Annotated in this window: 22 protein-coding genes; 8 read left to right on the forward strand and 14 right to left on the reverse strand. The window is 49.3% G+C overall.

The genetic code is table 11. The features are described 5' to 3' along the window. Positions 1 to 35: 35 nt before the first annotated feature. The 3 genes from AC2A06_RS02145 (at position 36) to folA (ending at position 1,963) form a co-directional block, all read left to right on the forward strand. Positions 36 to 836: a threonine/serine exporter family protein gene (locus AC2A06_RS02145; RefSeq protein ID WP_037386437.1), complete on the forward strand. Its 801-nt coding sequence runs from the start codon at positions 36 to 38 to the stop codon at positions 834 to 836. Further along, positions 833 to 1,297, forward strand: a complete 465-nt coding sequence (locus tag AC2A06_RS02150) for a threonine/serine exporter (protein WP_037386403.1) — start codon at positions 833 to 835, stop codon at positions 1,295 to 1,297. Before AC2A06_RS02145 ends, AC2A06_RS02150 begins: the two co-directional genes overlap by 4 nt. Before the next feature lie 183 nt (positions 1,298 to 1,480). Beyond that, positions 1,481 to 1,963, forward strand: coding sequence for a type 3 dihydrofolate reductase (gene folA / locus AC2A06_RS02155; RefSeq protein WP_473196059.1), 483 nt, complete (start codon positions 1,481 to 1,483; stop codon positions 1,961 to 1,963). Positions 1,964 to 2,154: 191 nt separating this feature from the next. Here folA and apaH read toward each other — a convergent pair whose 3' ends face one another. The 6 genes from apaH to lptD all read right to left on the reverse strand — a co-directional run bounded on the left by apaH (position 2,155) and on the right by lptD (position 8,909). Further along, positions 2,155 to 3,006 carry a bis(5'-nucleosyl)-tetraphosphatase (symmetrical) ApaH gene (gene apaH / locus AC2A06_RS02160; RefSeq protein ID WP_484379205.1) on the reverse strand — a complete coding sequence of 284 codons (852 nt, stop codon included), beginning with the start codon at positions 3,004 to 3,006 and terminating at the stop codon, positions 2,155 to 2,157. 1 nt (position 3,007) lies between these two features. Next, complete coding sequence (gene apaG, locus AC2A06_RS02165; protein WP_023492454.1) at positions 3,008 to 3,385, reverse strand: Co2+/Mg2+ efflux protein ApaG; 378 nt, start codon at positions 3,383 to 3,385, stop codon at positions 3,008 to 3,010. Positions 3,386 to 3,398: 13 nt separating this feature from the next. Continuing rightward, positions 3,399 to 4,217 carry a 16S rRNA (adenine(1518)-N(6)/adenine(1519)-N(6))-dimethyltransferase RsmA gene (rsmA, locus tag AC2A06_RS02170; protein ID WP_484379206.1) on the reverse strand — a complete coding sequence of 273 codons (819 nt, stop codon included), beginning with the start codon at positions 4,215 to 4,217 and terminating at the stop codon, positions 3,399 to 3,401. Beyond that, positions 4,210 to 5,202 carry a 4-hydroxythreonine-4-phosphate dehydrogenase PdxA gene (gene pdxA, locus AC2A06_RS02175; RefSeq protein ID WP_484379311.1) on the reverse strand — a complete coding sequence of 331 codons (993 nt, stop codon included), beginning with the start codon at positions 5,200 to 5,202 and terminating at the stop codon, positions 4,210 to 4,212. The genes rsmA and pdxA overlap by 8 nt, the downstream gene beginning before the upstream one ends. Continuing rightward, a complete protein-coding gene (surA, locus tag AC2A06_RS02180) occupies positions 5,189 to 6,490 on the reverse strand; it encodes a peptidylprolyl isomerase SurA (RefSeq protein WP_484379207.1) in 1,302 nt (433 codons plus the stop codon). The genes pdxA and surA overlap by 14 nt, the downstream gene beginning before the upstream one ends. Before the next feature lie 82 nt (positions 6,491 to 6,572). Further along, on the reverse strand, positions 6,573 to 8,909 hold the full coding sequence (gene lptD / locus AC2A06_RS02185) for an LPS assembly protein LptD (protein ID WP_484379208.1): 2,337 nt from the start codon (positions 8,907 to 8,909) through the stop codon (positions 6,573 to 6,575). A 373-nt stretch (positions 8,910 to 9,282) separates the two neighbouring features. On the opposite strand from lptD, the gene djlA reads away from it, so the two are divergent. Beyond that, positions 9,283 to 10,110: a co-chaperone DjlA gene (djlA, locus tag AC2A06_RS02190; protein WP_484379209.1), complete on the forward strand. Its 828-nt coding sequence runs from the start codon at positions 9,283 to 9,285 to the stop codon at positions 10,108 to 10,110. Between the two features lie 53 nt (positions 10,111 to 10,163). Here the strand turns inward: djlA and rluA are convergent, their stop codons facing one another. From rluA to AC2A06_RS02205, 3 genes are all read right to left on the reverse strand, one after another. Then, a complete protein-coding gene (gene rluA, locus AC2A06_RS02195) occupies positions 10,164 to 10,784 on the reverse strand; it encodes a bifunctional tRNA pseudouridine(32) synthase/23S rRNA pseudouridine(746) synthase RluA (protein ID WP_484379210.1) in 621 nt (206 codons plus the stop codon). 445 nt (positions 10,785 to 11,229) lie between these two features. Beyond that, complete coding sequence (locus AC2A06_RS02200; RefSeq protein WP_484379211.1) at positions 11,230 to 11,751, reverse strand: GNAT family N-acetyltransferase; 522 nt, start codon at positions 11,749 to 11,751, stop codon at positions 11,230 to 11,232. Positions 11,752 to 12,014: 263 nt separating this feature from the next. After that, a complete protein-coding gene (locus AC2A06_RS02205) occupies positions 12,015 to 12,917 on the reverse strand; it encodes an EamA family transporter (protein ID WP_484379212.1) in 903 nt (300 codons plus the stop codon). Between the two features lie 100 nt (positions 12,918 to 13,017). On the opposite strand from AC2A06_RS02205, the gene AC2A06_RS02210 reads away from it, so the two are divergent. Beyond that, on the forward strand, positions 13,018 to 14,466 hold the full coding sequence (locus AC2A06_RS02210) for an aminotransferase-like domain-containing protein (protein ID WP_484379213.1): 1,449 nt from the start codon (positions 13,018 to 13,020) through the stop codon (positions 14,464 to 14,466). Positions 14,467 to 14,703: 237 nt separating this feature from the next. Here the strand turns inward: AC2A06_RS02210 and AC2A06_RS02215 are convergent, their stop codons facing one another. Genes AC2A06_RS02215 through AC2A06_RS02225 form a run of 3 tightly spaced genes read right to left on the reverse strand, consistent with a single transcriptional unit; the run spans position 14,704 to position 19,282 of the window. Further along, the gene (locus AC2A06_RS02215; protein ID WP_484379214.1) at positions 14,704 to 15,945 is read right to left on the reverse strand and encodes a c-type cytochrome; all 1,242 of its coding nucleotides are present in this window, start codon (positions 15,943 to 15,945) and stop codon (positions 14,704 to 14,706) included. Further along, complete coding sequence (locus tag AC2A06_RS02220) at positions 15,945 to 16,496, reverse strand: (2Fe-2S)-binding protein (RefSeq protein WP_484379215.1); 552 nt, start codon at positions 16,494 to 16,496, stop codon at positions 15,945 to 15,947. Before AC2A06_RS02220 ends, AC2A06_RS02215 begins: the two co-directional genes overlap by 1 nt. Further along, positions 16,493 to 19,282, reverse strand: coding sequence for a xanthine dehydrogenase family protein molybdopterin-binding subunit (locus tag AC2A06_RS02225; RefSeq protein ID WP_484379216.1), 2,790 nt, complete (start codon positions 19,280 to 19,282; stop codon positions 16,493 to 16,495). Before AC2A06_RS02225 ends, AC2A06_RS02220 begins: the two co-directional genes overlap by 4 nt. Positions 19,283 to 19,540: 258 nt before the next feature. Here AC2A06_RS02225 and AC2A06_RS02230 point away from each other — a divergent pair, with 258 nt between their 5' ends. After that, positions 19,541 to 19,663: a hypothetical protein gene (locus AC2A06_RS02230; RefSeq protein ID WP_484379217.1), complete on the forward strand. Its 123-nt coding sequence runs from the start codon at positions 19,541 to 19,543 to the stop codon at positions 19,661 to 19,663. A gap of 8 nt (positions 19,664 to 19,671) precedes the next feature. Then, a complete protein-coding gene (locus tag AC2A06_RS02235) occupies positions 19,672 to 20,637 on the forward strand; it encodes an XdhC family protein (protein WP_484379218.1) in 966 nt (321 codons plus the stop codon). Between the two features lie 178 nt (positions 20,638 to 20,815). Here the strand turns inward: AC2A06_RS02235 and AC2A06_RS02240 are convergent, their stop codons facing one another. Together AC2A06_RS02240 and AC2A06_RS02245 are read right to left on the reverse strand one after the other, a co-directional pair. Next, a complete protein-coding gene (locus AC2A06_RS02240; RefSeq protein WP_484379219.1) occupies positions 20,816 to 21,364 on the reverse strand; it encodes a 3-keto-alpha-glucoside-1,2-lyase-like domain-containing protein in 549 nt (182 codons plus the stop codon). A gap of 376 nt (positions 21,365 to 21,740) precedes the next feature. Further along, a complete protein-coding gene (locus AC2A06_RS02245) occupies positions 21,741 to 22,247 on the reverse strand; it encodes an ester cyclase (protein ID WP_484379220.1) in 507 nt (168 codons plus the stop codon). Between the two features lie 82 nt (positions 22,248 to 22,329). Here AC2A06_RS02245 and AC2A06_RS02250 point away from each other — a divergent pair, with 82 nt between their 5' ends. Next, a complete protein-coding gene (locus AC2A06_RS02250; protein ID WP_484379221.1) occupies positions 22,330 to 23,262 on the forward strand; it encodes a LysR family transcriptional regulator in 933 nt (310 codons plus the stop codon). Positions 23,263 to 23,618: the final 356 nt, after the last annotated feature.

Raw genomic sequence — 23,618 nt, forward strand, 5'->3', positions numbered from 1 at the left:
CGGTGGGCGTTCATTCAGGGAGTACAATGGGCAATATGAAACGGGAATTGACGGTGGATCTACCCAGTGTCAATCAGCAGCAACGTGAGATTACGCGCCTTTGTATTCAGTGCGCGTTGCTACTGTTACAACATGGTGCGGAAAGCATGGTGGTGGAGCAGCTCTCTACTCGCCTGGGCTTGGCACTGGGGATGGACAGTGTGGAAAGCTCCATTTCGGCCAATGCGGTGGTGCTGACCACGATCAGCAATGATGCCTGCCTGACGACAACACGTAAGAATGTTGATCGCGGCATTAATATGCAAATTGTTACTGAGGTGCAGCATATTGTGATCTTGGCTGAACACCGTTTGGCGGATGCCCAGACGGTTGCCCGGCGCTTTAACAAGATCGTTCCACTGCGTTATCCACGCTGGCTGGTGGTGTTGATGGTGGGGTTGTCCTGTGGCTGCTTCAGCATGCTCAATGGTGGCGGCCCTGATGCCTTTGTGGTCACTTTTCTGGCCAGTGGTCTGGCCATGTTTGTGCGCCAACTATTGACTGCCCGCCATTTGAATCCGTTGATCAATTTCTGTTTGACGGCGTTTGTTGCCACCTCGGTTTCTGGTTTACTGCTGCGTTTACCTGTTTTTAGCCAAACCTCCAGTGTGGCGATGGCCGCCAGCGTTCTGCTGCTGGTGCCCGGGTTTCCATTGATTAATGCCGTGGCTGATATGTTTAAAGGCCATGTGAATACTGGGTTGGCGCGTTGGGCGATGGCCACTTTATTGACCCTGGCAACCTGTATCGGCGTGGTGATGGCCATGTCGTTATGGCAATTGCGGGGGTGGGCATGAACCTATTATGGATGTTACTGCAGGATATGTTGTTGGCTGCGGTACCTGCCTTGGGTTTTGCCATGGTATTTAATGTGCCCGCTCGTGCCTTGCGCTATTGCGCTTTACTGGGTGCATTAGGCCATGGTTCCCGTATGCTGATGATGCATTTTGGGATGAATATCGAGTGGGCTTCGTTTTTGGCCGCCATTCTGATTGGTATTATTGGTATCAGTTGGTCACGTTGGTTGCTGGCTCACCCCAAGGTGTTTACCGTGGCGGCGGTGATCCCGATGTTTCCGGGCATCTCTGCTTATACCGCGATGATCAGCGTGGTAGAAATCTCCCATCTTGGCTATAGCGAAGCATTGATGTCGGTAATGATTTCCAATTTCCTTAAAGCTTGTTTTATTGTCGGTGCGCTATCTATCGGTTTATCTGTGCCCGGCTTATGGTTATATCGCAAACGACCAGGGGTTTAAGGTTGTTACTGTAGGCTTAACACCCTCAGGTCTTATCGCGTAAATGAGACAAAACCCTATCGACGGCGAATAGCGCTTTACGTATAGTGTGGACGATTTTGCCATCTACTCTATCGCCAAGTTTGTTCAGGTTGCAGCTAACACCGCTGCAGCTCAAATGACGAAGACATACAGGGTTATATAATGATTATCAGCCTGATTGCCGCTTTGGCAGCAGACCGCGTTATTGGTATGGAAAATACCATGCCATGGCACTTACCCGCAGATTTAGCATGGTTCAAACGTAACACGTTGAATAAACCTATTATTATGGGTCGTAAGACGTTTGAGTCGATAGGTCGTCCGTTGCCAGGCCGCCAGAATATTGTTTTAAGCAGCCAGCCAGGCAGTGACCAGAGTGTGACTTGGGTAACCTCGTTGGAGCAGGCATTGACTGCCGCGGGGGATGTGGAAGAGGTCATGGTGATTGGTGGTGGCCGGGTTTATGAGCAGTTTTTGCCACGGGCTAACCGGTTATATTTGACGCATATTGATGCTGAAGTGGAGGGGGATGCCCACTTTCCGGATTACGAGCCCGATGAGTGGGAAAGCTCATTCAGTGAATTTCATGATGCAGATGAACTGAATTCTCACTGTTATTGTTTTGAGATTTTAGAACGTCGCTAAGTCTTTCTGATAACCCCTTCCTGGTAACCCACTGTGGGTCTTGCCTATCCGTGGGGGGGTATCCAGCTTACCAGGCTTGAGTAAAAGAGACTCACTTGGGTGACAACCGCAGAGCACCATTATTGGCCATTGTTTGTGGCTAATGCTTGTGACTATTGTTTGTGACCATGGTTTGGCCTGCGGTTGCTTAATTAAATGCCGGTGAGTAAATTCTGACCATCGAGCGTTGCGCGTTGGCTAGCCGGTTGGGTAAAAAACTGTTTATCTTCCCAACGTAACATGGTCAGTTCCCCGCCCCAGCAACAACCGGTATCTAGAGCAATAATACCTTCAGGTGTGCCGTTACCTTCCAGTGAAGCCCAGTGACCGAAAATAACGGTGTAATCGGGGTCAACTTGGCGAGGGAGTTCAAACCAGGGCTTCAACATGGAGGGAGCATCAGTGGGGGCATCTTTACAAATCATGTCCAACTGCCCGTTAGGGAAACAATAGCGCATACGCGTCAGCGCATTGGTGCTAAAACGCAGGCGTGCCAGCCCAATCATCTCTGGGGACCAGTTATTTGGCATATCGCCATACATCGCATCAAGGAATAACGGGTAGCAGTCGCTACTTAATACGGCTTCAACTTCACGGGCACATTGTTGCGCGGTGGCAATATCCCACTGTGGAGTGATGCCTGCATGCCCCATAATCAGTTTACGCTGGTGGTCAACTTGCAGAATGGGTTGACGCCGCAGCCAATTGATTAACTCATCACTGTCGGGGGCTTCTAGTAAAGGCGTCAGATTGTCTTTCGGTTTATTACGGCTAATGCCGGCATAGATAGCCAGCAGATGTAAATCATGGTTACCCAACACCATACGCACTGCTGGGCCGAGTGAACGCACATAACGCAGCACCGCGAGCGAATCTGGCCCGCGGGCAACCAAATCACCGGTTAACCACAGTTGATCCTGGTGTGGCTCGAAATTAGCTTGAGCTAACAGCGCTTGCAGTTCATCAAAGCAACCATGAACATCGCCGATAAGATAGGTTGCCATATTAGTGGATCAGCGTAGGGATGGCTAAGCGGAAGACTGGGATAGCTGTACGAAATGGCTTACCTTGGTGATCCACCATTTCGTAGTGACCTTCCATAGTACCGAGCGGTGTTTCGAGTACCGCACCGCTGGTATATTGAAACTCGTTACCGGGTAGGATAAGGGGCTGTTCGCCGATCACCCCTTCCCCTTGTACTTCAGTTTGGCGGCCATTACTGTTGGTAATTAGCCAGTAACGCCCCAGGAGTTGCACGTTAAAACGCCCCAGGTTACGGATAGTAACGGTATATGCGAAGACGTAACGCTCCTCTTCAGGTATTGATTGTGACTCCACATAAATACTCTGAATTTGGATACATACACGGGGCGAATCAATCATGGTCATGACTCCTTTATTGCGCTGGCACCTGCTGGGTTGTAAGCCAGTTTGCCAGCTTACAGTACTGCGCGACAGAAATATTTTCTGCTCGTAATGCCGGATCAACACCCAATTCCATCAGTTGCTCTGGGGTAAACAACTCACCCAGGCTATTGCGGATGGTTTTCCTGCGTTGGTTAAACGCCTGGGTAGTAATACGGCTTAACATGCGCACATCATGCACCGGATGTGGGATTGTCGCATGGGGTACCAAACGAACCACCGCTGAATCGACCTTAGGTGGTGGAGCGAAGGCGGTAGGCGGCACTTCCAGTACCGGAATGATATTGCAGTAGTATTGTGCCATCACGCTCAGCCGGCCATAAGCTTTGCTGTTTGGGCCAGCCACCAGGCGATTGACCACTTCTTTTTGCAACATAAAATGCATGTCGCGAATAGCCGAAGTATAGCTGAAAAGATGGAACATCAGCGGTGTTGAGATGTTATAAGGCAGGTTACCGAACACTCTCAATGGTTGACCTACTTGTTCAGCCAACTCGGCGAAGTTCACCGTCATCGCATCTTGCTGATGGATGGTCAGCTTATCTTTTAACTGGGGATGATTGGCCAAGCGAGCGGCCAGATCACGGTCCAGTTCGATCACCGTCATATGATCCATACGTGCAGCAACAGGTTCGGTTAAGGCACCCAAACCTGGACCGATCTCAAGAACTGCTTCACCCGGTTGTGGATGAATCGCTGAGATAATGCTATCGATGACAAACTGATCGGTTAAAAAGTTTTGTCCAAAACGTTTGCGGGCAAAATGCCCTTGGTGGACTCTATTATTCATTAGAATTAATTATCATTTCAATGGCGAGATTTAAGGCTGTTTTGAAACTACCGGCATCGGCAGTGCCGCTACCAGCCAGTTCCAATGCAGTACCATGGTCGACCGAGGTACGAATAAAGGGCAAGCCAAGGGTGATATTTACCGCCCGACCAAACCCTTGGTATTTTAATACTGGCAAACCTTGGTCGTGATACATTGCCAGCACGGCATCGGCATGTTGCAGATATTTCGGTTGGAACAGGGTATCAGCAGGTAGCGGCCCAACCAGTTGAATGCCGCGCTGACGCAACAATTCGAGTGCGGGAATAATAACATCCAGCTCTTCACGCCCGATATGACCATTTTCCCCGGCATGCGGGTTAAGCCCACAAACATAGATTTGTGGCTGCGCAATGCCGAATTTGGTTTTTAGATCATGATCGAGAATGGTGATCACTTCATCCAGACTCTGCAGGGTAATCGCCCCGGGTACAGCCAATAACGGCAGATGGGTGGTGGCCAGCGCAACACGCAACTCTTCGGTAGCCAACATCATCACGACGCGTTCACAGTGGCTACGTTCGGCGAAGAACTCAGTGTGTCCGCTAAACGGCAAACCGCCATCATTGATGACCCCTTTGTTAACCGGGCCGGTTACCAGAGCAGCAAATTCACCGCTCAGACAGCCGTCACAGGCGCGAGCCAGAGTTTCTACAACATAGCTACTGTTCGCTACGTTTAGCTCACCGACCACCACCGGTGCTCGGGCCACAACGGGCAATACCGTTAAACTACCGGCTTGCTGTGGTTGAGCTGGCTGTCCGGGTTGATACTCTCTCAACGTCAGGGGTAATGACAATTGGCGGGCACGCGCAAGCAATAAGGCCGGATCGGCACACACCACTAACTCAACAGGCCAATCCTGCTGTGCCAGTGTGGTGACCAAATCCGGCCCCACCCCGGCGGGTTCACCGGGGGTAATCACGATACGCTTAGTGTTGTGCATTGCTGCCATTGAGGATCTTCACATAAGCTGAAGCACGGAGTTCCTGCATCCAGGTTTGTGCTTCCTCAGCAAATTTGCGGTTGAACAGCATGCGGTAAGCGCGATCTTTCTGTGCGGCATCAGTTTTATCCACTTGGCGAGTATCGATCAATTGGATCAGGTGCCAGCCAAAGGCAGAGTGAACCGGTTCACTGATCTGGCCTTTCTGCAACCTCAGTAGTGCATCACGGAAGGCAGGATCATAAGCATCTGGCGAACTCCAACCCAGATCTCCACCTTGTAATGCTGAACCAGGATCTTGAGAAAGTTGCTTGGCTTCGTCTTCAAATTTGGCTTTACCACTCTTGATGGCGGCAGCCACAGCCTGAAGTTTCGCCTGCGCTTGAGCGTCGGTCATCACGACAGACGGTTTCAACAGAATATGGCGCGCATGTACTTCGGTGACGGAAATTGACTGGTTGCCACCACGTAGATCGTTAACTTTCAGGATGTGAAAACCAACACCGGAACGGATAGGACCGACCACATCCCCTTTTTGGGCATTTACCAACCGTTCTGCGAACAGTGTAGGCATTTCCTGTAGTTTACCCCATCCCATCTGGCCACCTTTCAGGGCCTGTGAGTCGGCGGAGTAGGTGATGGCTAATTTACCGAAATCTGCGCCACCATTAACTTCACCCACCAAGCGCTTTGCCAGTGTTCCAGCTTGGTTAACTTGCTCTTGAGTCGGGTTTTCTGGCAACGGTATCAGGATATGACTGATGTTAACCTCGGTATCTCCGCCATTTTGAGCACCGACCTGTTGGGCCAATGCCTCAACTTCCTGTGGCAGGATGTTGACACGACGGCGGACTTCATTGTTACGCACTTCAGCGGTCAGCATTTCCTTGCGGATTTGTGCGCGGTAGGTGTTGTAGTTTAAGCCTTCATAGGCCAAACGGCTGCGCAACTGATCAACAGACATTTTGTTCTGGGCGGCAATATTGGCAATCGCTTTATCCACATCGGCATCGCTGGCGGTGATACCCATTTTTTGCGCCATCTGCAACAGAATATTATCCATGATCAGGCGTTCAATGATTTGCTGACGAAGTTCGCTGTCACCAGGCAACTGTTGCCCTTCTTGCTGCGCGTTGCGTTTCACCGATTGTAATAAACCGTTCACATCGCTCTCGAGTACCACCCCGTTATTGACCACGGCGACGACTTTATTGACCTCTTGCGGCGCTGCGAATGCCGTATTGGCACAAACCACCAATCCGAGAAGAAACGCTTTCCAGTTCTTCATACATTTCCCGTTATTTAATCCGCAATTGCGGGTGAAAGTTTTTATTTTCAATCTGTTATACCTGTCCTGGGCATAAAATACATCAGAATGCACGTTGATAAGGCAGAATGCCTGCACGTAACATTCCGTTAGTACCCAGGCTGTGATCGTTACCTAGGCCACGGAGTTCAACACTGACTGTATACCGATTATCATATTTACTGCTTTGGTTGACATTATCCCACTCAGTGATCTTACGTTCATAACCGAGATTAATTGCCCAACAACAAGTGTTATAGCGCAGGCCTACCAAGCGGTTTGCCGTCTGTTGGGCCCGGGTATCATAATAATAACCTGCCACCACCGCCCAACGATCAGCGACTGGCCAGCCACCGATCAAGCCAACTTGTGAAATACCTTCCTGATAGCCTGGGTTGCTGATATTTGGCAACGTAGTAGCAATATACTCTGGGCTGGCATAGCGGTAGTTTAATTGCACTACGCGATTTTCGTCCTGACGATATTCCACTACCGCATCACCTAACGCAAAGCTGCTCAGGCGGGTATCATATTGCACACCCCCTCGCATGCCCCAACGTTGATCGATCTTCCAATAAGTATCACCCGCCCAGACAACACTGCCGGTATCATTATTGTTATCAAAGTCGCGATATTGCTCCCCAGTACGTGAATGGCTGAGATAGTAGATTTGACCCACAGAAACGTTAAAACGTTCCACTGACTCATCATCATAAATTCGCGAGGTGACCCCGGTTGCTAAACGATTTTGCGATGCAATACGATCTAACCCACTGTAGGAGCGGTCACGGAACAGACCAGAATAGTCCGTCTGTAGCAGTGTTGAGTCATAGGTATAAATATTGCCTTGATCGCGATATGGCACGTAGAGATACTGCACCCGTGGTTCGATGGTCTGGGTATAGTCTGGTGACAAGGCCATGCCTCGCTCAAAAACCACTTTGCCATCGGTTTTAAACTGTGGCAGCAGGCGATTGACTGACTCATCCAGATCTGAATGTGCCGCAAAACCGTTTGGAATATCTTGTTGGAAATGAGTTGCCATCACTTTGGCTTGAGTATTCAGACTCCCCCAACTGTTACCTAATGGTAGGCTCACTGCCGGCTCAATATGCCAGCGAGTGGCTTTCGGGTTATCCGGGTTGACGGTAGTGAACTTGGCGACCTGGGCGTAAGTATGCAGGTCAAAGGGGCCAATATCTGTTTTGTAATAGTTGATATCCAACTGCGGTTGAGAACGGTAGGCATTTTCGTTACCGCCCGCAGGGAAAACCTGGAACTGCCTGGATGACAGCGCGGTATCCCAGTTTTCATTGGCGTAACCGAGACTGAATTTTTGCGTTGCGTAACCGTCAGTGGTGGTTCCATATTGTGAGGTGAGATCCGTAAAGTAATAAGAATCACTGACTCTGGTGTAGTCAACGTTAAAACGCCACACATTGGCCATTACGCCGCTATGGCCCCAGTAAAACAGCCAACGCTTACTGTCATTGGATTCGCCATGGTCGTTCTCATATTGACGATCACTGGGCAGCCAATCCAGGGCAATAGTCCCCAGACCGGGTTGCAGCAGATAACGGAACTCGTTCTGCCACTGCAGGCCACGCTCTGTCATATAGTGTGACGTAATAGTGGCATCAAAGTTGGGAGCAATGTTCCAGTAATAGGGCAACAGGAATTCGAAACCATTATTGCTACTATATTTGGCGTTCGGGATCAGAAAACCTGAACGGCGCTTGTTGCCTATCGGCAATTGCATATAAGGGCTGTAGAACACCGGCACATTACCAATCTTGAAGCGGGCATTCCATATTTCGGCAACTTGTTCTTCTCGGTCCTGGATAACTTCAGATCCGACCACGCTCCAGCTGTTATCTCCTGGCAAACAGGAGGTAAAGGAGCCATTTTCCAAAATGGTATAGCGGTTTTCACCACGCATCTTCATTTTGTCGGCTTCGCCGCGCCCTTGGCGCCCCACCAACTGGTATTCACCCTGATAAACATCAGTATCTTTGGTGTTCAGGTTTGACCAGGCTTTCGGGCCTTTCAGTTTGATCTGATTATCCGCGTAATGCACATCACCGGTGGCGGTGACGGTGCGGATAGGGTTCGGTTGACCCTCTTTTTGTGTTTGGTTCAGATCAACTTGTTCGGCTAGCAGCCTGCTGTTGCCTTGTTCAATATCCACATTGCCGGTGAATTGGGCATTATCAGGGAAATTGGCATGGGCGCTCTCAGAACGAATGGTGACAGGTAAGCTGTCAGGAGAGCCGGTAACAAGGGGCTTATCGTAAATAGGTACACCGAGCATACATTGCTCAGTCAAGTCAGCGACGGCATACTGGCTATAAATTGCTGACCAAATCAATGTGGCCAGCAGTGTGGGGAAACATTTTTTCATACGCGTTTTTTGGTGTTCCGTTATCCGAAGCGTCATGTCCAGCAAATGATTCAGAGACTATATCATGCATCAACGTTGCGCTAGTGTTATACCTTTCATACGTCAAATTGCTTGAGTGTTGCTTGCATCCGTTCGCACCAGTCACATCGTAGGCGCTTGAATGACGACAAGTATAAACCTTGCTGTCGACAACACCGACGTTAGGCGTAGCGATAAATGACAGGTATGATAATCGAATTCTTGGAAAAAATCGCCTTACCCCTTGCGTATAAATAAGGGAATTACACCAAAATAATTGGAGTTCATCCTGGTAAGGCGGCAACACTTCAATCAACCCGTGGTGTGCGATTGACAATTTACAGTTGGGGAGTCTATGCAGTATTGGGGAAAACTACTCGGAGTGATTATCGCTGTCTGGTCTGGAGCGGGATTCTGGGGGATTATTTTAGGGCTGATTATCGGCCAGATGATTGATACTGCGCTTTATAACAAACGCAACCAGGGTTTTTTTGCCAATCAGCAAGCGCGGCAGGCGCTATTTTTCCGTACCACTTTCCAGGTTATGGGGCACCTGACTAAATCGAAAGGGCGGGTGACCGAGGCGGATATCCAAATAGCCAACCTGTTTATGGACCGTTTGCAACTGCATGGCGAGGCCAGAACCGCGGCACAGCAAGCTTTCCGTGAGGGTAAGCAGAATCAATTTCCATTGCGGGAAACATTACAGCAATTGCGCAGTATCTGCGTGGGTCGTTTTGACTTGATTCGGATGTTTTTGGAAATTCAAATCCAGGCGGCATTTGCTGACGGTTCACTCCATCCCAATGAGCGGGATGTCCTGTATGTCATTGCCGAAGAGCTGGGGATTTCACATAGCCAGTTCGATCAGTTTCTCAACATGATGGAAGGTGGTCGTCAGTTTGGTGGCGGCCAGGGGCAGCACAGTTACGGTTCCCAAGGGGGGTATCAACAGGCCCAACGGGGCCCGACGCTACAGGATGCCTGCAAGGTCTTGGGCGTTAACAGCAATGATGATGCCGCTGTCATCAAACGTGCCTATCGCAAACTGATGAGCGAACACCACCCAGATAAACTGGTGGCGAAAGGATTACCGCCACAAATGATGGAAATGGCCAAACAGAAAGCGCAAGAAATTCAGGAGGCTTATGACTTGATTAAACATGAAAAAGGCTTCAAGTAGCCGCACAGAGCATGACTCAGATATAGGGCATGAGTCCGGTATTAAGCCGGCGCTTAGAAATCGGCGTCGGCTCGGAAATTCATGGATGTGTGGAACTCTGGGTGAGTTATGCGCAACTCTTGGGCATGTAGTTGTAGGCGCTCTGCCATGGCTTTGGCCTCGGGGTGCGCGTAGAAGCCATCCCCGAGGATCGGGTGCCCCAATGCCAGCATATGAACACGCAATTGGTGGGAGCGCCCGGTGATCGGGGTCAGTTTTACTCGCGTACTGCCATCCGCATCACGGGAAAGCACCTGATAGTGGGTTTGCGCGGCTTTACCGGTGGTAAAACAGACTTTCTGCAGCGGACGGTTCGGCCAATCACAAATCAGCGGCAAATCCACTAATCCTTCGTCTAATTCTATATGGCCCCAGACCCGGGCAATGTAGCATTTCTCTGGTTCACGCTCACGGAACTGACGCTTTAGCTCACGCTCAGCAGCCTTGGTTAGCGCGACAACAATCACCCCACTGGTCGCCATATCCAGACGATGTACCGATTGCGCTGCGGGAAATTCTGCCTGGACACGTGCCAGCACACTGTCATGATTTTCTGGTGCTCGCCCCGGTACAGAAAGCAACCCGCTGGGCTTATTGACCACGATAATATGCTGGTCTTGGTAAATAATGTTCATATTTATGGTTCTTTACTTGGCTTTTTTGTTTTATTTTATGGGGTTAACGGAAAATTCAAATATTTGCATGCTCGCTTTATCTCATCACCAGCACAGTTAACCAACGTAATTGAGGTAACCAACCCCACTGATGTAGACAAAGCGGATGAGGGTGAAAACCGGAGATGACCAACCACGGGTGGAACTAGTGGCGCATTCTACGCGAACTCTGTGCTGCTGACGAGTTTGCTCTTGGGTTTGGCGAGTGGGATGAAAATAAGGCTAACTTGGTATGGTTTGCGTCAGCGAGTTTGATGTAGGAAAAGGGGATACTGGCCTCGATGCCGGTAGGGGTGGGCGTATTGTATGCCCCAGTGAACTCCCTGGAAAACTGTAATTTTGGTAAAACTATCCCTCCCCTTGCTTGGAGCAGCGCTAATACTGATTTTTTATTTCTTAAATAAAACTAAGAGTGTTTCTTTTCTAAGCTTAACAAGTAAAGACCTTCAATGATTGGAGTGCCCACACCAGCAGTTATTGGGTATTCTTCAGAATGTCCGGTAAATTCATAGCCGCGTCGATTGTAGTATGCAATTAGCTCTTGGCGTGAGGAGAGAACTGACATTTTAAATACTTTGGCAGAGTACTTCGTCACTGCGATTGATTCAGCAGTTGCAAGCATGTGTTTACCAATGCCGTTACCCTGTATCTCTGGATCAGTTGCTAACATACCTATATAGCAGGATTTATTATCCACACACTCAATATGTACACACGCTACTATTTTATCTTTATCACGCATTACTAATATTGTGGAGTCACTATTTAGTATGGTTATAACTTGTTCAGCGGTAATTCTAGAACCAGAAACCAGCCCCGCCTCATGAGTCCAGCCCTTTATAGTTGCATCAGGACGATAAGCCATGTTAACTAAATTCATGATGCGTTCTGCATCTGCAACACATGCCTCCTCAATGTAAGCGTTCATAAAGATCCTTTTATGTATTTATGAATTTCATAGTATATACATATCACAAGAGGTCTAACAAGAAAATATGTGTTTTTAATGTATGGAGACCCTACCATTTTCATTCGAAGTTAAAAATAGAGGTTATGCGGCCATTAATGGTGGCTTTCCGCTAGTGACTATATGTGGTCGTTTATGATTGTAAAACAAAAGCTATTAAATTTTCACCAGCTTTATTCTGTCGGTGGGCGTGAGCAACTATGGTATGCACTGTACCTTTTTCGTTAATAGGCTATTCGACCAGGTATTAGCCGATTCCCAAAAATATTTACCAATAAACCAGCAATAATCACGAGGGCACCGATAATTTGTTGGGAAGAAAATTTTTCTCCCAGTATTAACGCGGCACTCAAAATACCGATAACGGGCACAAGTAATGATAGCGGGGCAATACGCCATGTTTCATAGCGGCTTAACAGCGTTCCCCAGATAGCATAGCTGATGATCGTGGCAAAAAATGCCAGATAAATTAAAGCGATAATTGTTTTACCGTCAATATGCATAAAGCTATAAATAATTGTAGCTTGACCTTCAAACAGCCATGAACAGACGAAAAATGGGACTATCGGCACCAACGCACTCCAAACAACCAATGACATTATTGGAACTTGGCGGTCACGCATGATCACCTTATTCGTAATGTTGCCCAAGCCCCATGAGAGAGCAGCAGCTAACGTTAGCGCCATTGTAGTTAATGTGACGCCCCCAGAACGTAGCCCTTCCATACCCGAGATAGCCAGAATAAACATGCCGATTGTCGCAATCAAAATTCCGGTAATATGGTTCCACTTCAATTTTTCGCCAATTATCAATGCTCCTAACAAAATGGTAAAGAAGGCTTGTGCTTGTATGACTAACGATGCCAACCCTGCAGGCATGCCAATTTTGATTGCTAGAAATAAAAAGGAAAATTGGCCAAAGCTAATGGTCATACCATACGCCACTAACCAGCGGATCGGTATTATAGGTGGTTTGATAAATAACATGGCCGGAAATGCTACCAGAGCAAAACGTAAGCCTGCCAATAAAAAAGGCGGCATCGTATGTAATCCCATTTTAATAACCACAAAGTTAATTCCCCACGTAATGATCACAGAAAGTGCTAAAAGTATATCTCTAATCGACATGATTTTTTATCCTTACATCATCTCTATCACTTGAAAGTTAAACTACTATCAATGTAATTTCTTTTATAGGCACAGATCGGATCGAAATGGAGTGGAACAGATGGCTATTGAGAACGCAAAACAAGGACGGTCAGTCAGCCGATATCGTGATATTACTGAACGGATAAAGCAGGCAATTGATGCAGGAGTATTACCTCCTAATACGCGTCTGCCTTCAGTGAGAACATTAGCTACTCAGTACCAAATTAGCCTGACCACAGCACTAAAAACCTTGCGTACGTTGGAAGATGAACATTACGCAGTGGCAAAACCCAAATCTGGTTTTTTTGTTGTGCCACAGCGGCAGGCTCTGCAAGAGAGAGCTATCGTTGTCGAACAACCACATGAAATTGCGCCACTTGATGAGCAATCGGAACTGCACATGGCAATGGTTGGTGATAATTGCCGTGTCCGTTTGGATCTAGCCAACGGTGATAGCTCTTTGTATCCTATAAAAAAGCTAAGTTTGATCATGCGTCAGCTTGGTTACAGGAAACCATTTTTGCTTGGGGATACGGTAAAAGGTACCGGCTATGCCCCTTTAAAAGTAGAAATATCCCGACGAGCGCTAGACTATGGATGTAATATCAATCCAGATAACATTCTGGTTACCAACGGATGTATTGAAGCGTTATCCCTCTCTCTTCGTGCAACAGTCAAATCGGGAGACGTGGTTGCTGTTGAATCACCATGCTATTTTGTTTTATTACAAATGTTACGTAATCTCAATTTGCGTGTCATTGAAGTTGAGGCCTGTAAAGAGGGTTATGTTGATAGTGAAAAGTTGGTTGCGCTTTTCCAGAGAAAAGTCATTAAGGCATTTGTTACCCTCGCCAATATTAATAATCCTTTGGGTAAAATAATACCCAATGAGGAAAAAGCATACATCACACGACAAGCTGATGAAAATGATGTGATCATTATTGAGGATGATATTTTTGGCGATACGGCGTTTGATGATAAACGTCCTTTCCCAATGAGGGCTTTTAGTCCGCACGTTATTCTTTGTAGTGGCTTTTCTAAAACTGTAGCACCTGGTATACGTGTTGGTTGGGTTCATAGCAACAACTACATGCGTAAAATCACCTCATTAAAATATACATCAACTATGGGTTCATCAATATTGCCACAGGCAGCTATTAACGAATTACTAAGGAATGGCGGATATGATGCTCATCTACGTCAGCTAAGGCGAGAGTTGGCGAGCCAAATTGGTAAGATCCGCCATGCTGTACTGCGAGATTTTCCCCCAGGAACTCAGGTTTCACAGCCTGAGGGCGGGTATGTACTGTGGGTAGAAATGCCGCAGAAAGCCCTAAATGTGAGAAGCCTGTTTATAAAGGCTCGCGCTGCAGGGATCGGAATTGCTCCAGGGCATATTTTTGCTACGGACAGTCGTTATGATCACTGTTTCCGGTTGAACGCCGGTTTTGGTTACAACGATGAAGTTGATCAAGCGATAACACAACTTGCACAATGGTGTTCTCAATCACTGAAAGAACCTAAGTGACTCATCAAAAGAGTCATATTTGAGAGCTAACGTTGAGTCGCAGTTATTTTGACTGGTTATCGGACTGGATAAATTAGTGCATTAGCATGGGATAATGATTTTCATATTCTGTCAGCTTTGATGTGAGGGAGTTTTGCACATTAAGAATGTTATTTAATTCATATTGGGAGAATGCCGGGTAATCATTCTGGCATCACTTAACAGGCTCACGTCCGTGAGCCTGTTTATTAACCATCATTAATGCGCTTTACGCAGAGCCTTCACCTGTTCGGCGGTGATATCACCCGGTAAGCCTCCCCAGGTTACACGCAGATAATTGACCAACTCTGCAATTTGCGCATCATCCAGCCGATCGGCAAAACCCGGCATGCTTTGCATACTTTCGTTGCCAGGGAACTGTTGCGCAGGCAGGCCATCCAACACGGAGACGATCAGATTCTTACCGTCTGGCTGGCGTAAAGTGGAATTATCGCGCATCGCCACAGCGACATGGGGTTTGCCGGCACCATCGCGCTCATGGCAACCCGAACATTGGTCAAGATACGTGATGCGCCCGGCTTCATTGCCCTGGCCGATTTTCACAGCCACCGCCTGGGGTGGTTTGTCGCCCATCAGATAAGTTGCCAGTGCCCGATGATCTTCCGGCGTTAAATGACGGGTACTGAGCGCCACCACGGTATGCATTTCGCTGAAAGCGGAGCCCTGTGGCGCTATGCCGGTACTCAGGAAGCGAGTCATATCTTCTAGCGTCCAGCCGCGCTGTGCCAGCCCTTGCGGGGTAAGGTCCGGTGCGGTAAAGCGCCCCAGATTGCCACCCTGCATTGGCTTGCTCAATTCCATCTGCCCAAACATGCCTCGTGGCGTATGGCATTCGCCACAGTGGCCGAGCACATCAGCAAGATAGCGACCGCGCAGCCATTCGGTAGAAGCGCCCTGTGAACTTGCTGGCAACGGATCGCTGCTACGGAACAGCAAATTCCAGCCGATCATCGCCATACGCTGGTTGAACGGGAATGGCATATCGTTTTTCGGCGTGGCGACATCTACCGCAGGGCGTGACATCAGATAGGCGTAAATGGCATCAGCATCTTCACGTGTCATCCCTTTGTAGGATGTGTAAGGCATCGCCGGGTACAAATGGCGCCCCCCTGGCGCAATCCCTTGGGTTAGTGCCAGGAAGAAATCATCTTTAGTCCAGTGGCCAATGCCGTGGTCTGCAGAAGGTGTCAGGTTACTGCCGTAAATCGTGCCGAACGGTGTCTCCATGGGATAGCCACCCGCCAGCGGTGCACCACCGGTAGCGGTATGGCAAGCCGCACAGTCGGCAGCCTGCGTTAGGTAACGCCCACGGGCAATCTGCTCGCTACTGGAGGTAACCTGCTGGACCGGACCGTCATAGCGGCGATTTTCCCGCCACCACAGTACGGCGATCACGATAGCCACAATTAACAGGATCCACAGTGCCAAACGTTTTTTCATCACGCCGTCTCCTTAAGCAAGCCTGGCGTTTTCAACACCACGTCACGCACCGCTTGGTAATAACGCACATAGCCAGTACAGCGACAAATATGATTCTCTAAAGCCTGAGCAATCGCCTCTTCTAACTGTTCGCGCGGGATCGGTTCACGTTTGAGTTGCTCAACAAAAATGGTCGCCGCGTTAACAAACCCCGGCGTGCAATAACCGCACTGGAAGCTGTAATGCTCGAGGAACGACTGCTGGATCGGCGAGAGTTCAACGGATTCCCCTTTGCTATCCACTGCCGCATGCCCCTCAATGGTGCGTATTTGCTTGCCATTGAAGAAGTGAGCGCCGGTAATGCAGGTACGAATCTCTTCGCTGGTACCGCTAGGATGATCGAGGATCGCGACACAAGCATGGCAAATCCCTTGGCCACAACCGAGACGCGAACCGGTGAGATCGAGGTATTCATGAAGAAAATCGATCATCATCAAACCTTCCGGCACTTCGATGGGACCGAGCTGTTTACCGTTAACGGTAAGGGTAATAGGGTGGGTTTTAATGCTCATGGTAATACCTCAAGAATATTCTCGGCACGGACAGGCAAATCACGGAAACGGTGCCCAGTAGCATGGGCGATGGCGTTAACCAGTGCGGCAACCACTGGGATCATCACCACTTCCGCCATCCCTTTCGGCGGATCGGTTTCCGACAACGCAGGCAGGATGTCACCGGTCTGTTTCCAGACCGCCACGTCACTGGCGCGCGGTAAATGGTAACGGTTAAAGTTCCAGGTGCCGTTACCCGGCCCGTCTTCGTATAATGGTTGATATTCATGCAACGCATGGCCAATCCCCATCGCTAACCCGCCCTGCAATTGGCCGGAAACCAGGGCTGGCACAATCAGATTGCCGCACTCCATAATCGAGTGATGGTTCAATAGTTCAACCTTGCCGGTAGCGATATCCACCGCCACTTCGGCCAACGTGCCGACGGCACTGTAATAGGTCACTGCGGCGTTGTTACGCTGGGTCGGCGGATAAAAAGCCTGTTCACGCGCCATGGTCTTGAACTCACCGTCACCCAGGCGCACCGCCAGCCCGTCGATGGGTAAGCGCTCACGTTGGTTATTCAGCATGAATTCTGCTTCAGCCCACTGCCAGCGATTGAATACATGCACCACTGCACCAGTCAGAAGCCCCATCTGGTGGGCTTTCTTTGCTAATAGCTCCAGTGGCAAGATCTGCATCCCGGCCGCCGTCAAGCCCCCTTCAACCCAGCGAGCCTCTTCTTTGCGTACCACCAGCGGAGCCGCCTGGCCACCACCAATGCCGGACTGCCAGATCGCCAACGCGGCTGGCCATATCCCTTGTTCGAACACCAACCGTGCCGCTTCACGCGTGCTGTGCGAGAAATAGTAAGCTGAGTTACTGGCGCTGGAAGGTGAGCAATAACTGGGTGTCCAATTGGGGTTGGTTTGCAGCTTGTCCTGCTCTTCCTGCGACATCAGGTAAGGGTCGCCACTGGTCACCATCGGTAATAATGACCAATCGGTCACCGAGAAATTAGCCACATCGGCCGGTTTACCCAGCCATTGCGCACACAGCACGGACTGCGAGGTGGACATGCCTGTGCCCATTTCAGCCCCGCTGTGGTAAAGCGTAATGCGCCCATCGTCACTCAATTCCACCCGGGCAAAGGAGGTTTCGGCCCCCGTGCCAAAGTCTTTTTGTACACAACCGAAGCCTACGCCATAGCGTTTACCTGGGTTCTGGCGTTCAAACGCCACTTTACGTTCGGCACGTTTAAGCCACATTTCATGCTGTGCGGCCTTCTCTAACACTTCGTCGGCGCGAATCGCCCCCGCCGGGATCGCCCCTTGGGTATTTTTCATGCCGGATTTCAGCACGTTGCGCAAGCGGAACTCGATCGGATCGAGTTTCAGCTCCTCTGCCAATTCATCGATCATCATTTCGGTGGCAGCCATGCTTTGCAGCGTGCCGTAACCACGGGCAGAACCAGCATCAATGGCACGAGACGCCAACCCCACCGCCGAAAGGTCACTTTTCGGGAAATAGTAAATCGACTGTGCCGCAGTGGCCGCCACCATCACCACCGAAGGCGTAAAGTTGCAGCGCCCACCACCGTCTGCCGTCATCGAACCTTGGAACGCTTGCAACACCCCCGTTTGCTTATCAACCGCGATACGGTAGTTCATATCGAAAGCGTGACGTTTGATGGATGTCTGGAACTGCTCAAAGCGGTCATTGGCCAGCCGCACTGGTAGCCCATCGCCATAAAGCGCTGCAACAGCACCGTAATACGGGAAGTTATAATGGTCTTTTGAACCGTATCCGACGGTATAGCAAGGGTGCAGGATCAACTGTTTTACCGGCTGAAGGCGTTTAGCCAACATGTGCGGCATTTGTTCAGCCACCTCTTGCGGAGACTGAGTCGGGATCACCAAATGTAGCGTTTGGGTTGCAGGATCAAACCATCCATTGGCGTTATCCGGTTCCAACGCCGAAGTATCAGCGGATTGTGTGGTATAGCGTCGTGACATCACCAGCCAGTCAGTAGGTGGGGATTGCAGTTGCTGGTCAATCATACCGGCGTAATACATCCCCTCCTGATCCAGTTTGCCGCCCTCGCGCCCTTCCGGCCATACCGGCAAGTGCCTTCTCATTGCCAGCGGGAAGATTGGGCTGTCCTTGAGACTGGAGAAGCGATCGTCATCAGAAGATTGAGCGCCACCAACGCGCACAAAGCGGAAGCTACCCCAAGGGTCGCGCTCTAACGGACCGGTTTCACTGCCATATTGGATCACTTCATCGCGGAATTTCAGCTTGTCTTTGGCAAAGCGGAAACGGGCAAAATCATGATAGATCAGGATCGCCACCGCTTGGCCAAGGTAGGCTGGGGTTTTCCCCGTCGGCAGCAGCATATCGTCGCCGTAGAATTCCGGGAAGGCCAGGCCATCACGGGCCAGATCTTCTGACGTCACCAAGCGATCCGGCTGCAGGTCATCACCGAGCAGGGAGAGATCGATACCGGTAAACAAGCGATCGGCTTTCGTCACCCTGAGAATAAAAGCATGTGCCTGCTTTTGCGGCCAGTGCGGCATATCGACCGCACGGATGTCACGGGCAAACACTTTCTGCCCCATCACTTTGGAGCGGCCATCAATGCGATAGCGGATGCGTCTGGCATGGGCATCCCAATTGGGTGATTGCAGGATCCTCTGTTCAAATAGCGCAGCATAGGCACGGCTGTAGAGGGGAGCGAGGTAAACAGATATCCCTGCAATCACGCTACCTTTGATGAAACGGCGTCGTGACAGGTCGAAATTGCTCATAAAGTGTCCTTGATATCTTTATATATCCACTATATCTCCCTGCAACTAATAACACCGAGACTGGGGAGGTAAGGGCTAATTCGTTTTTTTTCAGCAGGTTCGTTGCGCAACTGCATGGAATCTTGCTGGAGACGCTATAATCATATGCTTATAAAAGAAATTATGTAAGAATTAACATTCTGCTTTCAAAAAAATCACATATAAAAACACGTGAATTCTTTGCAGGGAGCATGACTTGCGCAATAGCGGTTAGATAAGATGGCAACAGATATTGTGATGCTCGTTACCGGACATCATGAACACGTTATCCAGGCTGATAAATTCAAGCCCACCGTATTTGAACATAACCTTCTGCCATCACCGCTGGCAGCGAACGAGTAAATTCATTGATGCAACACCTTGATATCAGCGTAGTCAGCCAGGCGATAAACTGGCTAGAACAGCAGCCAGTGTGGTTGTGTACCGTGCTGAACACTTACGGATCCTCCCCCCGTTCCCCTGGCGCGCTGATGGTGGCCACCCGCGATGGGCACTATTGTGGCTCGCTGTCCGGTGGTTGTGTGGAAGAGGATTTTCTACGCCGTTTAGCCGCCGGTGAATATCAAGCTGCCAGCCAAGTGATCCGTTACGGCGCGGGCGGATTGGCCCCTAACCTTGCTCTCCCTTGCGGTGGCGTTCTGGATGTCTTGATCGAGCACCTGTCCGCAGGTGATGCCAGCATCCGTTATATACGTACCATTGCCGATGCGTTGGCTGGTCACCATGCTTTGATCAAACGCCTGACCTTACCCAATGCCTGTAACAGTCTGGAAACCACCCAATTTGTCAGCACGAGCCAAGTGGTACGGGATCAGCAAACCATCACATTACATATTGCCGCAGCGCCACGGTTATTGATTGCCGGTCTTTCCAGCGTTGCGCTGTTTTGCGCCGATTTTGCCAGCGCATTAGGCTTCGAGGTTCTGGTGTGCGAAAACCGGCCAGAAGCGCTGGAAAACTTCGCCAGCCAGCTCAAGCCCCCCATCACTTTACTACGCCAGTTTCCGGCAAAGTTTATTGAACAAGGGGGATGCCACGCCAATACGGCGATCGTGGCGCTGACCCACGATCCGCGCATGGATGATTTAACGCTGATGGAGGCTATCCATACCCCGGCGTTTTATATTGGTGCGATGGGTTCTCAACGAAACAGCGAGCACCGCCGCCAACGGCTCAAACAGATTGCAGAATTTAGCCCCCAGGAACTCGCGCGTATCCATGCCCCTATCGGCTTACCGCTCGGCAGTAAAACGCCGGCAGAGATTGCGCTGGCGGTGATGGCTGATATTGTGCAACAGAAAAATCAGATTCGCTGATGGATTGGTGTTTGGGCGGGGCTCAGTGCCGGGTTTAGGCATACCCCGCTCGTTGCCGGGCGGCTGTCTATCTTTCGGCTGATTGAGGTGTTTCAGTCGGTTACGCAACGTCAGGTTTTCACGCTCAATATGTTGTCTATATGACTGACCAAGGTGACATTGCAACGATGCTGTTTGATTAATGGCTGCTGACTTGCAAATTCCGAAAGTAACCTCGTGTGCCGTCATCGACCCATAAGCCAACACGACCTGACTGCCCTGCGTATTTGAGGTCGGTCACATGGAGAACTTCTATACCATCAACGCTGGCGCGCAAATCAGAACCTTTGATCGCCAAGCGTAAGTGATACCAACGTCCTAGCGCTACCGGAGCCGCTTTTTCGTATTTACCGGGGGTTTCCTGACGGGAGACATTAAAGTGAAAGTTTGGGTGTGCTACATATTGCACCGCTCGTTTATCACGAGGTGCTGGGGGCGGTGGCTGATTTAATGTGCCATTAGCCATACGTAGATAAACGGCTTCATAAGTATCGGGATTTTCGTTCACGTGAAATGCTATTCCGACAAAGCCTCGTGCATCAGCTTGTCCTTTGCCATTGATCTCTGCGGCAATATCTAACTCAATGATGCCATCCCTAAACGGGATATCTGCAATAGCATAGGTTGGCCCATTGGCACCCACATCACCAGCGAGAATACGCTGCTGTACATCGGGGGCTAATTCCACGGCTATAGCATCCTTCCCCGCAAACTGTACGGGTTGAATGACAACACTATGCGGTTTATATGCGCCATTGCTAATGGTTGTTACAGCCTGCAGGCTCTCAGCTAATGCTGTGTGAACATTTAAAGAAAAAAGGCAGATGGCGGTAACCCATAATGGCAGCGCAAATATATAGCGAAACAGTGTTGGTTTCATTTGGTTAGCGACTCAGTCGAAATAGATAAATTCACGATGCTGCGGAATAGGCCTCTTAGCCACAGCAATCAGCGTTAAAGGGCGGTAATGCTGCGAAGTTTATCCAAATTCAAAGTCATTCAAGTCGCTGAGAGGCGATAAGCTCAGGAGCCTACAGGCAACTTGAATCAACTTGGATATAGAATTATTTCGCGGACAGTTGACGCACCGCGCTCATCCAATCTTCCACATGGTAAGAACGCTCGATTTTACCATTTTTCACAGTGTGGATATCGATAGACATGATCTTGAAGCTTTTGCCCCCATAAGGTACTCCCATAAATTCATTAGCGGGTGTGCCAGAGGCTTCACCACGAACAATAATACGGTTACCGTCGACCAGCAGTTCTTTGATTTCCCATTTCAAATTTGGGATCACTTTGCCAAAGCCTGCAATGCCCGCAGCCACTTTCTCACGTGGTTTGCACTCATCATTGCCACTACAAGACACCCATTCTGGCGCGGTAGCCTGCAAAATAAGCTTTTCAGCATTTTTACCGGGGGCGGCGTTCAGTGCATCGTAAAATGGCGCGACTATCGTTTGCGCCTCCGCAGGGGCAAGGTTTTTCGCTTGAAGCCCCAGAGACACAAATGTGCCGGTCAGTAACGTGGCTCCACAGACCAATCGTAGGTAAAACGCAGATTTTGTCATTATTCTCTCCATGAAAATTTAGATACGAAACCGATTTTATGGCATAAGATAAGATGAATATAATGAATATTATTAACACCTCATGAATAAAATTGATTTAAGAAAAGTGGATCTGAACCTGCTGTTATTGTTCGAGACGTTAATGCGCGAAGGTAGTGTTTCCAAGACGGCCGAACAATTAGGGCGTACACAGTCTGCGATTAGTCATGCGCTTGCACGTTTACGGGACCAATTGGGTGATCCGTTATTGGTTAAAGTGGGCGGGCGGATGCAACCGAGTCCCTACGCACTGGAGTTGGTAGAAGAGGTTCGCCCCATTTTACGCAGTATTGAGCGTATCTTGAGTCCACGTGAAGCTTTTGATGCAGCAACCTCGACTCGACGTTTTCGCTTGGTTGTTCCCGATTTGGCTATGAATTTGTTTTCTCACCTGATGCAACGTATTCAGCAAGAAGCACCCAATATATTGATTGAGTGGGATATTCCAAAAGTCAGTACGCCTGTAGATGTTGCTGAGGGGCTGGTTGATTTGGCGTTATTGCCAGAAGCGATCCCAAAGCCAGAGGGGGTCGCTTCAATGAGGGTAGGGGATTTTAAGTGGGCGTGTTTTATGCGAGTGGGGCATCCTGCGCTGCAACGTTGGGGTAAAAAGGCATGGGCTGGTTGGCCCCATATTGTGGTTGGCATCGGTGACCGGGTACATAATCCAGTGATATCTGCAGCAGAAAAAGTCAAATTGCAGCGAAGAACGGGTCTTGTGGTACCAACGTTTGGTGCTGTGGCCCCCTTATTGGCGCAAACCAATATGCTCACCACCTTACCTGTGATTGTTTTGGCCGATGCGATGGAGCGTTTTGAATTACAGGTAAAGCCCGTTCCATTTGCTATACCGGATATGCCACATGTATTAGCTTGGAGTACCCGTTTGAACAATGACCCAGCCAGCCAGTGGTTACGGGAGTGTTTTGCCGAAATTTATCAGGCCAAGCTGGCTGAGGCAGGAAAGCTGTTTTGAATTTATCGCCTTTGATTTAAGCACGAGAAGGTTAGCATTTGCCCATTCACCAAGTCTAAACCATCAGCGTGACGATGAAATTGGTGAGGCCATGGCTGAAATAATCACCATTACCTCAGCACGTAGCCAATGATTTCTTCGAGATCCGATGAGCTTTTTGGGCAGGGGTCATACGCTAAAGAAGGTTCGTATTGCTAATCCTGATGATTTTCTTAAAGAAAAATTATTTTTAAACTGATGTGAATTATTTCTTTCATAAGACTGTAATATAAGGTGGTTAGCATAGGCATGAAATGGGTATAGCCTGTGATAATGTATTTGTCTGGTTTTTTGGATAAAGCAACCTTGATTTAAAT

Source organism: Serratia sp. HNCC26DJ244, assembly GCF_057180565.1.

Coding starts and splice junctions, on each gene's coding strand:
- rluA (WP_484379210.1), bottom strand. CDS start 10,784: ATGAACATTATTTACCAAGACCAGCATATTATCGTGGTCAATAAGCCC.
- apaG (WP_023492454.1), bottom strand. CDS start 3,385: ATGATTGATTCGCCCCGTGTATGTATCCAAATTCAGAGTATTTATGTG.
- AC2A06_RS02230 (WP_484379217.1), top strand. CDS start 19,541: ATGGCAACAGATATTGTGATGCTCGTTACCGGACATCATGAACACGTT.
- pdxA (WP_484379311.1), bottom strand. CDS start 5,202: ATGCACAACACTAAGCGTATCGTGATTACCCCCGGTGAACCCGCCGGG.
- AC2A06_RS02225 (WP_484379216.1), bottom strand. CDS start 19,282: ATGAGCAATTTCGACCTGTCACGACGCCGTTTCATCAAAGGTAGCGTG.
- AC2A06_RS02150 (WP_037386403.1), top strand. CDS start 833: ATGAACCTATTATGGATGTTACTGCAGGATATGTTGTTGGCTGCGGTA.
- AC2A06_RS02215 (WP_484379214.1), bottom strand. CDS start 15,945: ATGAAAAAACGTTTGGCACTGTGGATCCTGTTAATTGTGGCTATCGTG.
- AC2A06_RS02220 (WP_484379215.1), bottom strand. CDS start 16,496: ATGAGCATTAAAACCCACCCTATTACCCTTACCGTTAACGGTAAACAG.
- rsmA (WP_484379206.1), bottom strand. CDS start 4,217: ATGAATAATAGAGTCCACCAAGGGCATTTTGCCCGCAAACGTTTTGGA.
- AC2A06_RS02210 (WP_484379213.1), top strand. CDS start 13,018: ATGGCTATTGAGAACGCAAAACAAGGACGGTCAGTCAGCCGATATCGT.
- folA (WP_473196059.1), top strand. CDS start 1,481: ATGATTATCAGCCTGATTGCCGCTTTGGCAGCAGACCGCGTTATTGGT.
- AC2A06_RS02145 (WP_037386437.1), top strand. CDS start 36: ATGAAACGGGAATTGACGGTGGATCTACCCAGTGTCAATCAGCAGCAA.
- AC2A06_RS02205 (WP_484379212.1), bottom strand. CDS start 12,917: ATGTCGATTAGAGATATACTTTTAGCACTTTCTGTGATCATTACGTGG.
- AC2A06_RS02250 (WP_484379221.1), top strand. CDS start 22,330: ATGAATAAAATTGATTTAAGAAAAGTGGATCTGAACCTGCTGTTATTG.
- AC2A06_RS02235 (WP_484379218.1), top strand. CDS start 19,672: ATGCAACACCTTGATATCAGCGTAGTCAGCCAGGCGATAAACTGGCTA.
- AC2A06_RS02200 (WP_484379211.1), bottom strand. CDS start 11,751: ATGAACGCTTACATTGAGGAGGCATGTGTTGCAGATGCAGAACGCATC.
- AC2A06_RS02245 (WP_484379220.1), bottom strand. CDS start 22,247: ATGACAAAATCTGCGTTTTACCTACGATTGGTCTGTGGAGCCACGTTA.
- surA (WP_484379207.1), bottom strand. CDS start 6,490: ATGAAGAACTGGAAAGCGTTTCTTCTCGGATTGGTGGTTTGTGCCAAT.
- djlA (WP_484379209.1), top strand. CDS start 9,283: ATGCAGTATTGGGGAAAACTACTCGGAGTGATTATCGCTGTCTGGTCT.
- lptD (WP_484379208.1), bottom strand. CDS start 8,909: ATGAAAAAATGTTTCCCCACACTGCTGGCCACATTGATTTGGTCAGCA.
- apaH (WP_484379205.1), bottom strand. CDS start 3,006: ATGGCAACCTATCTTATCGGCGATGTTCATGGTTGCTTTGATGAACTG.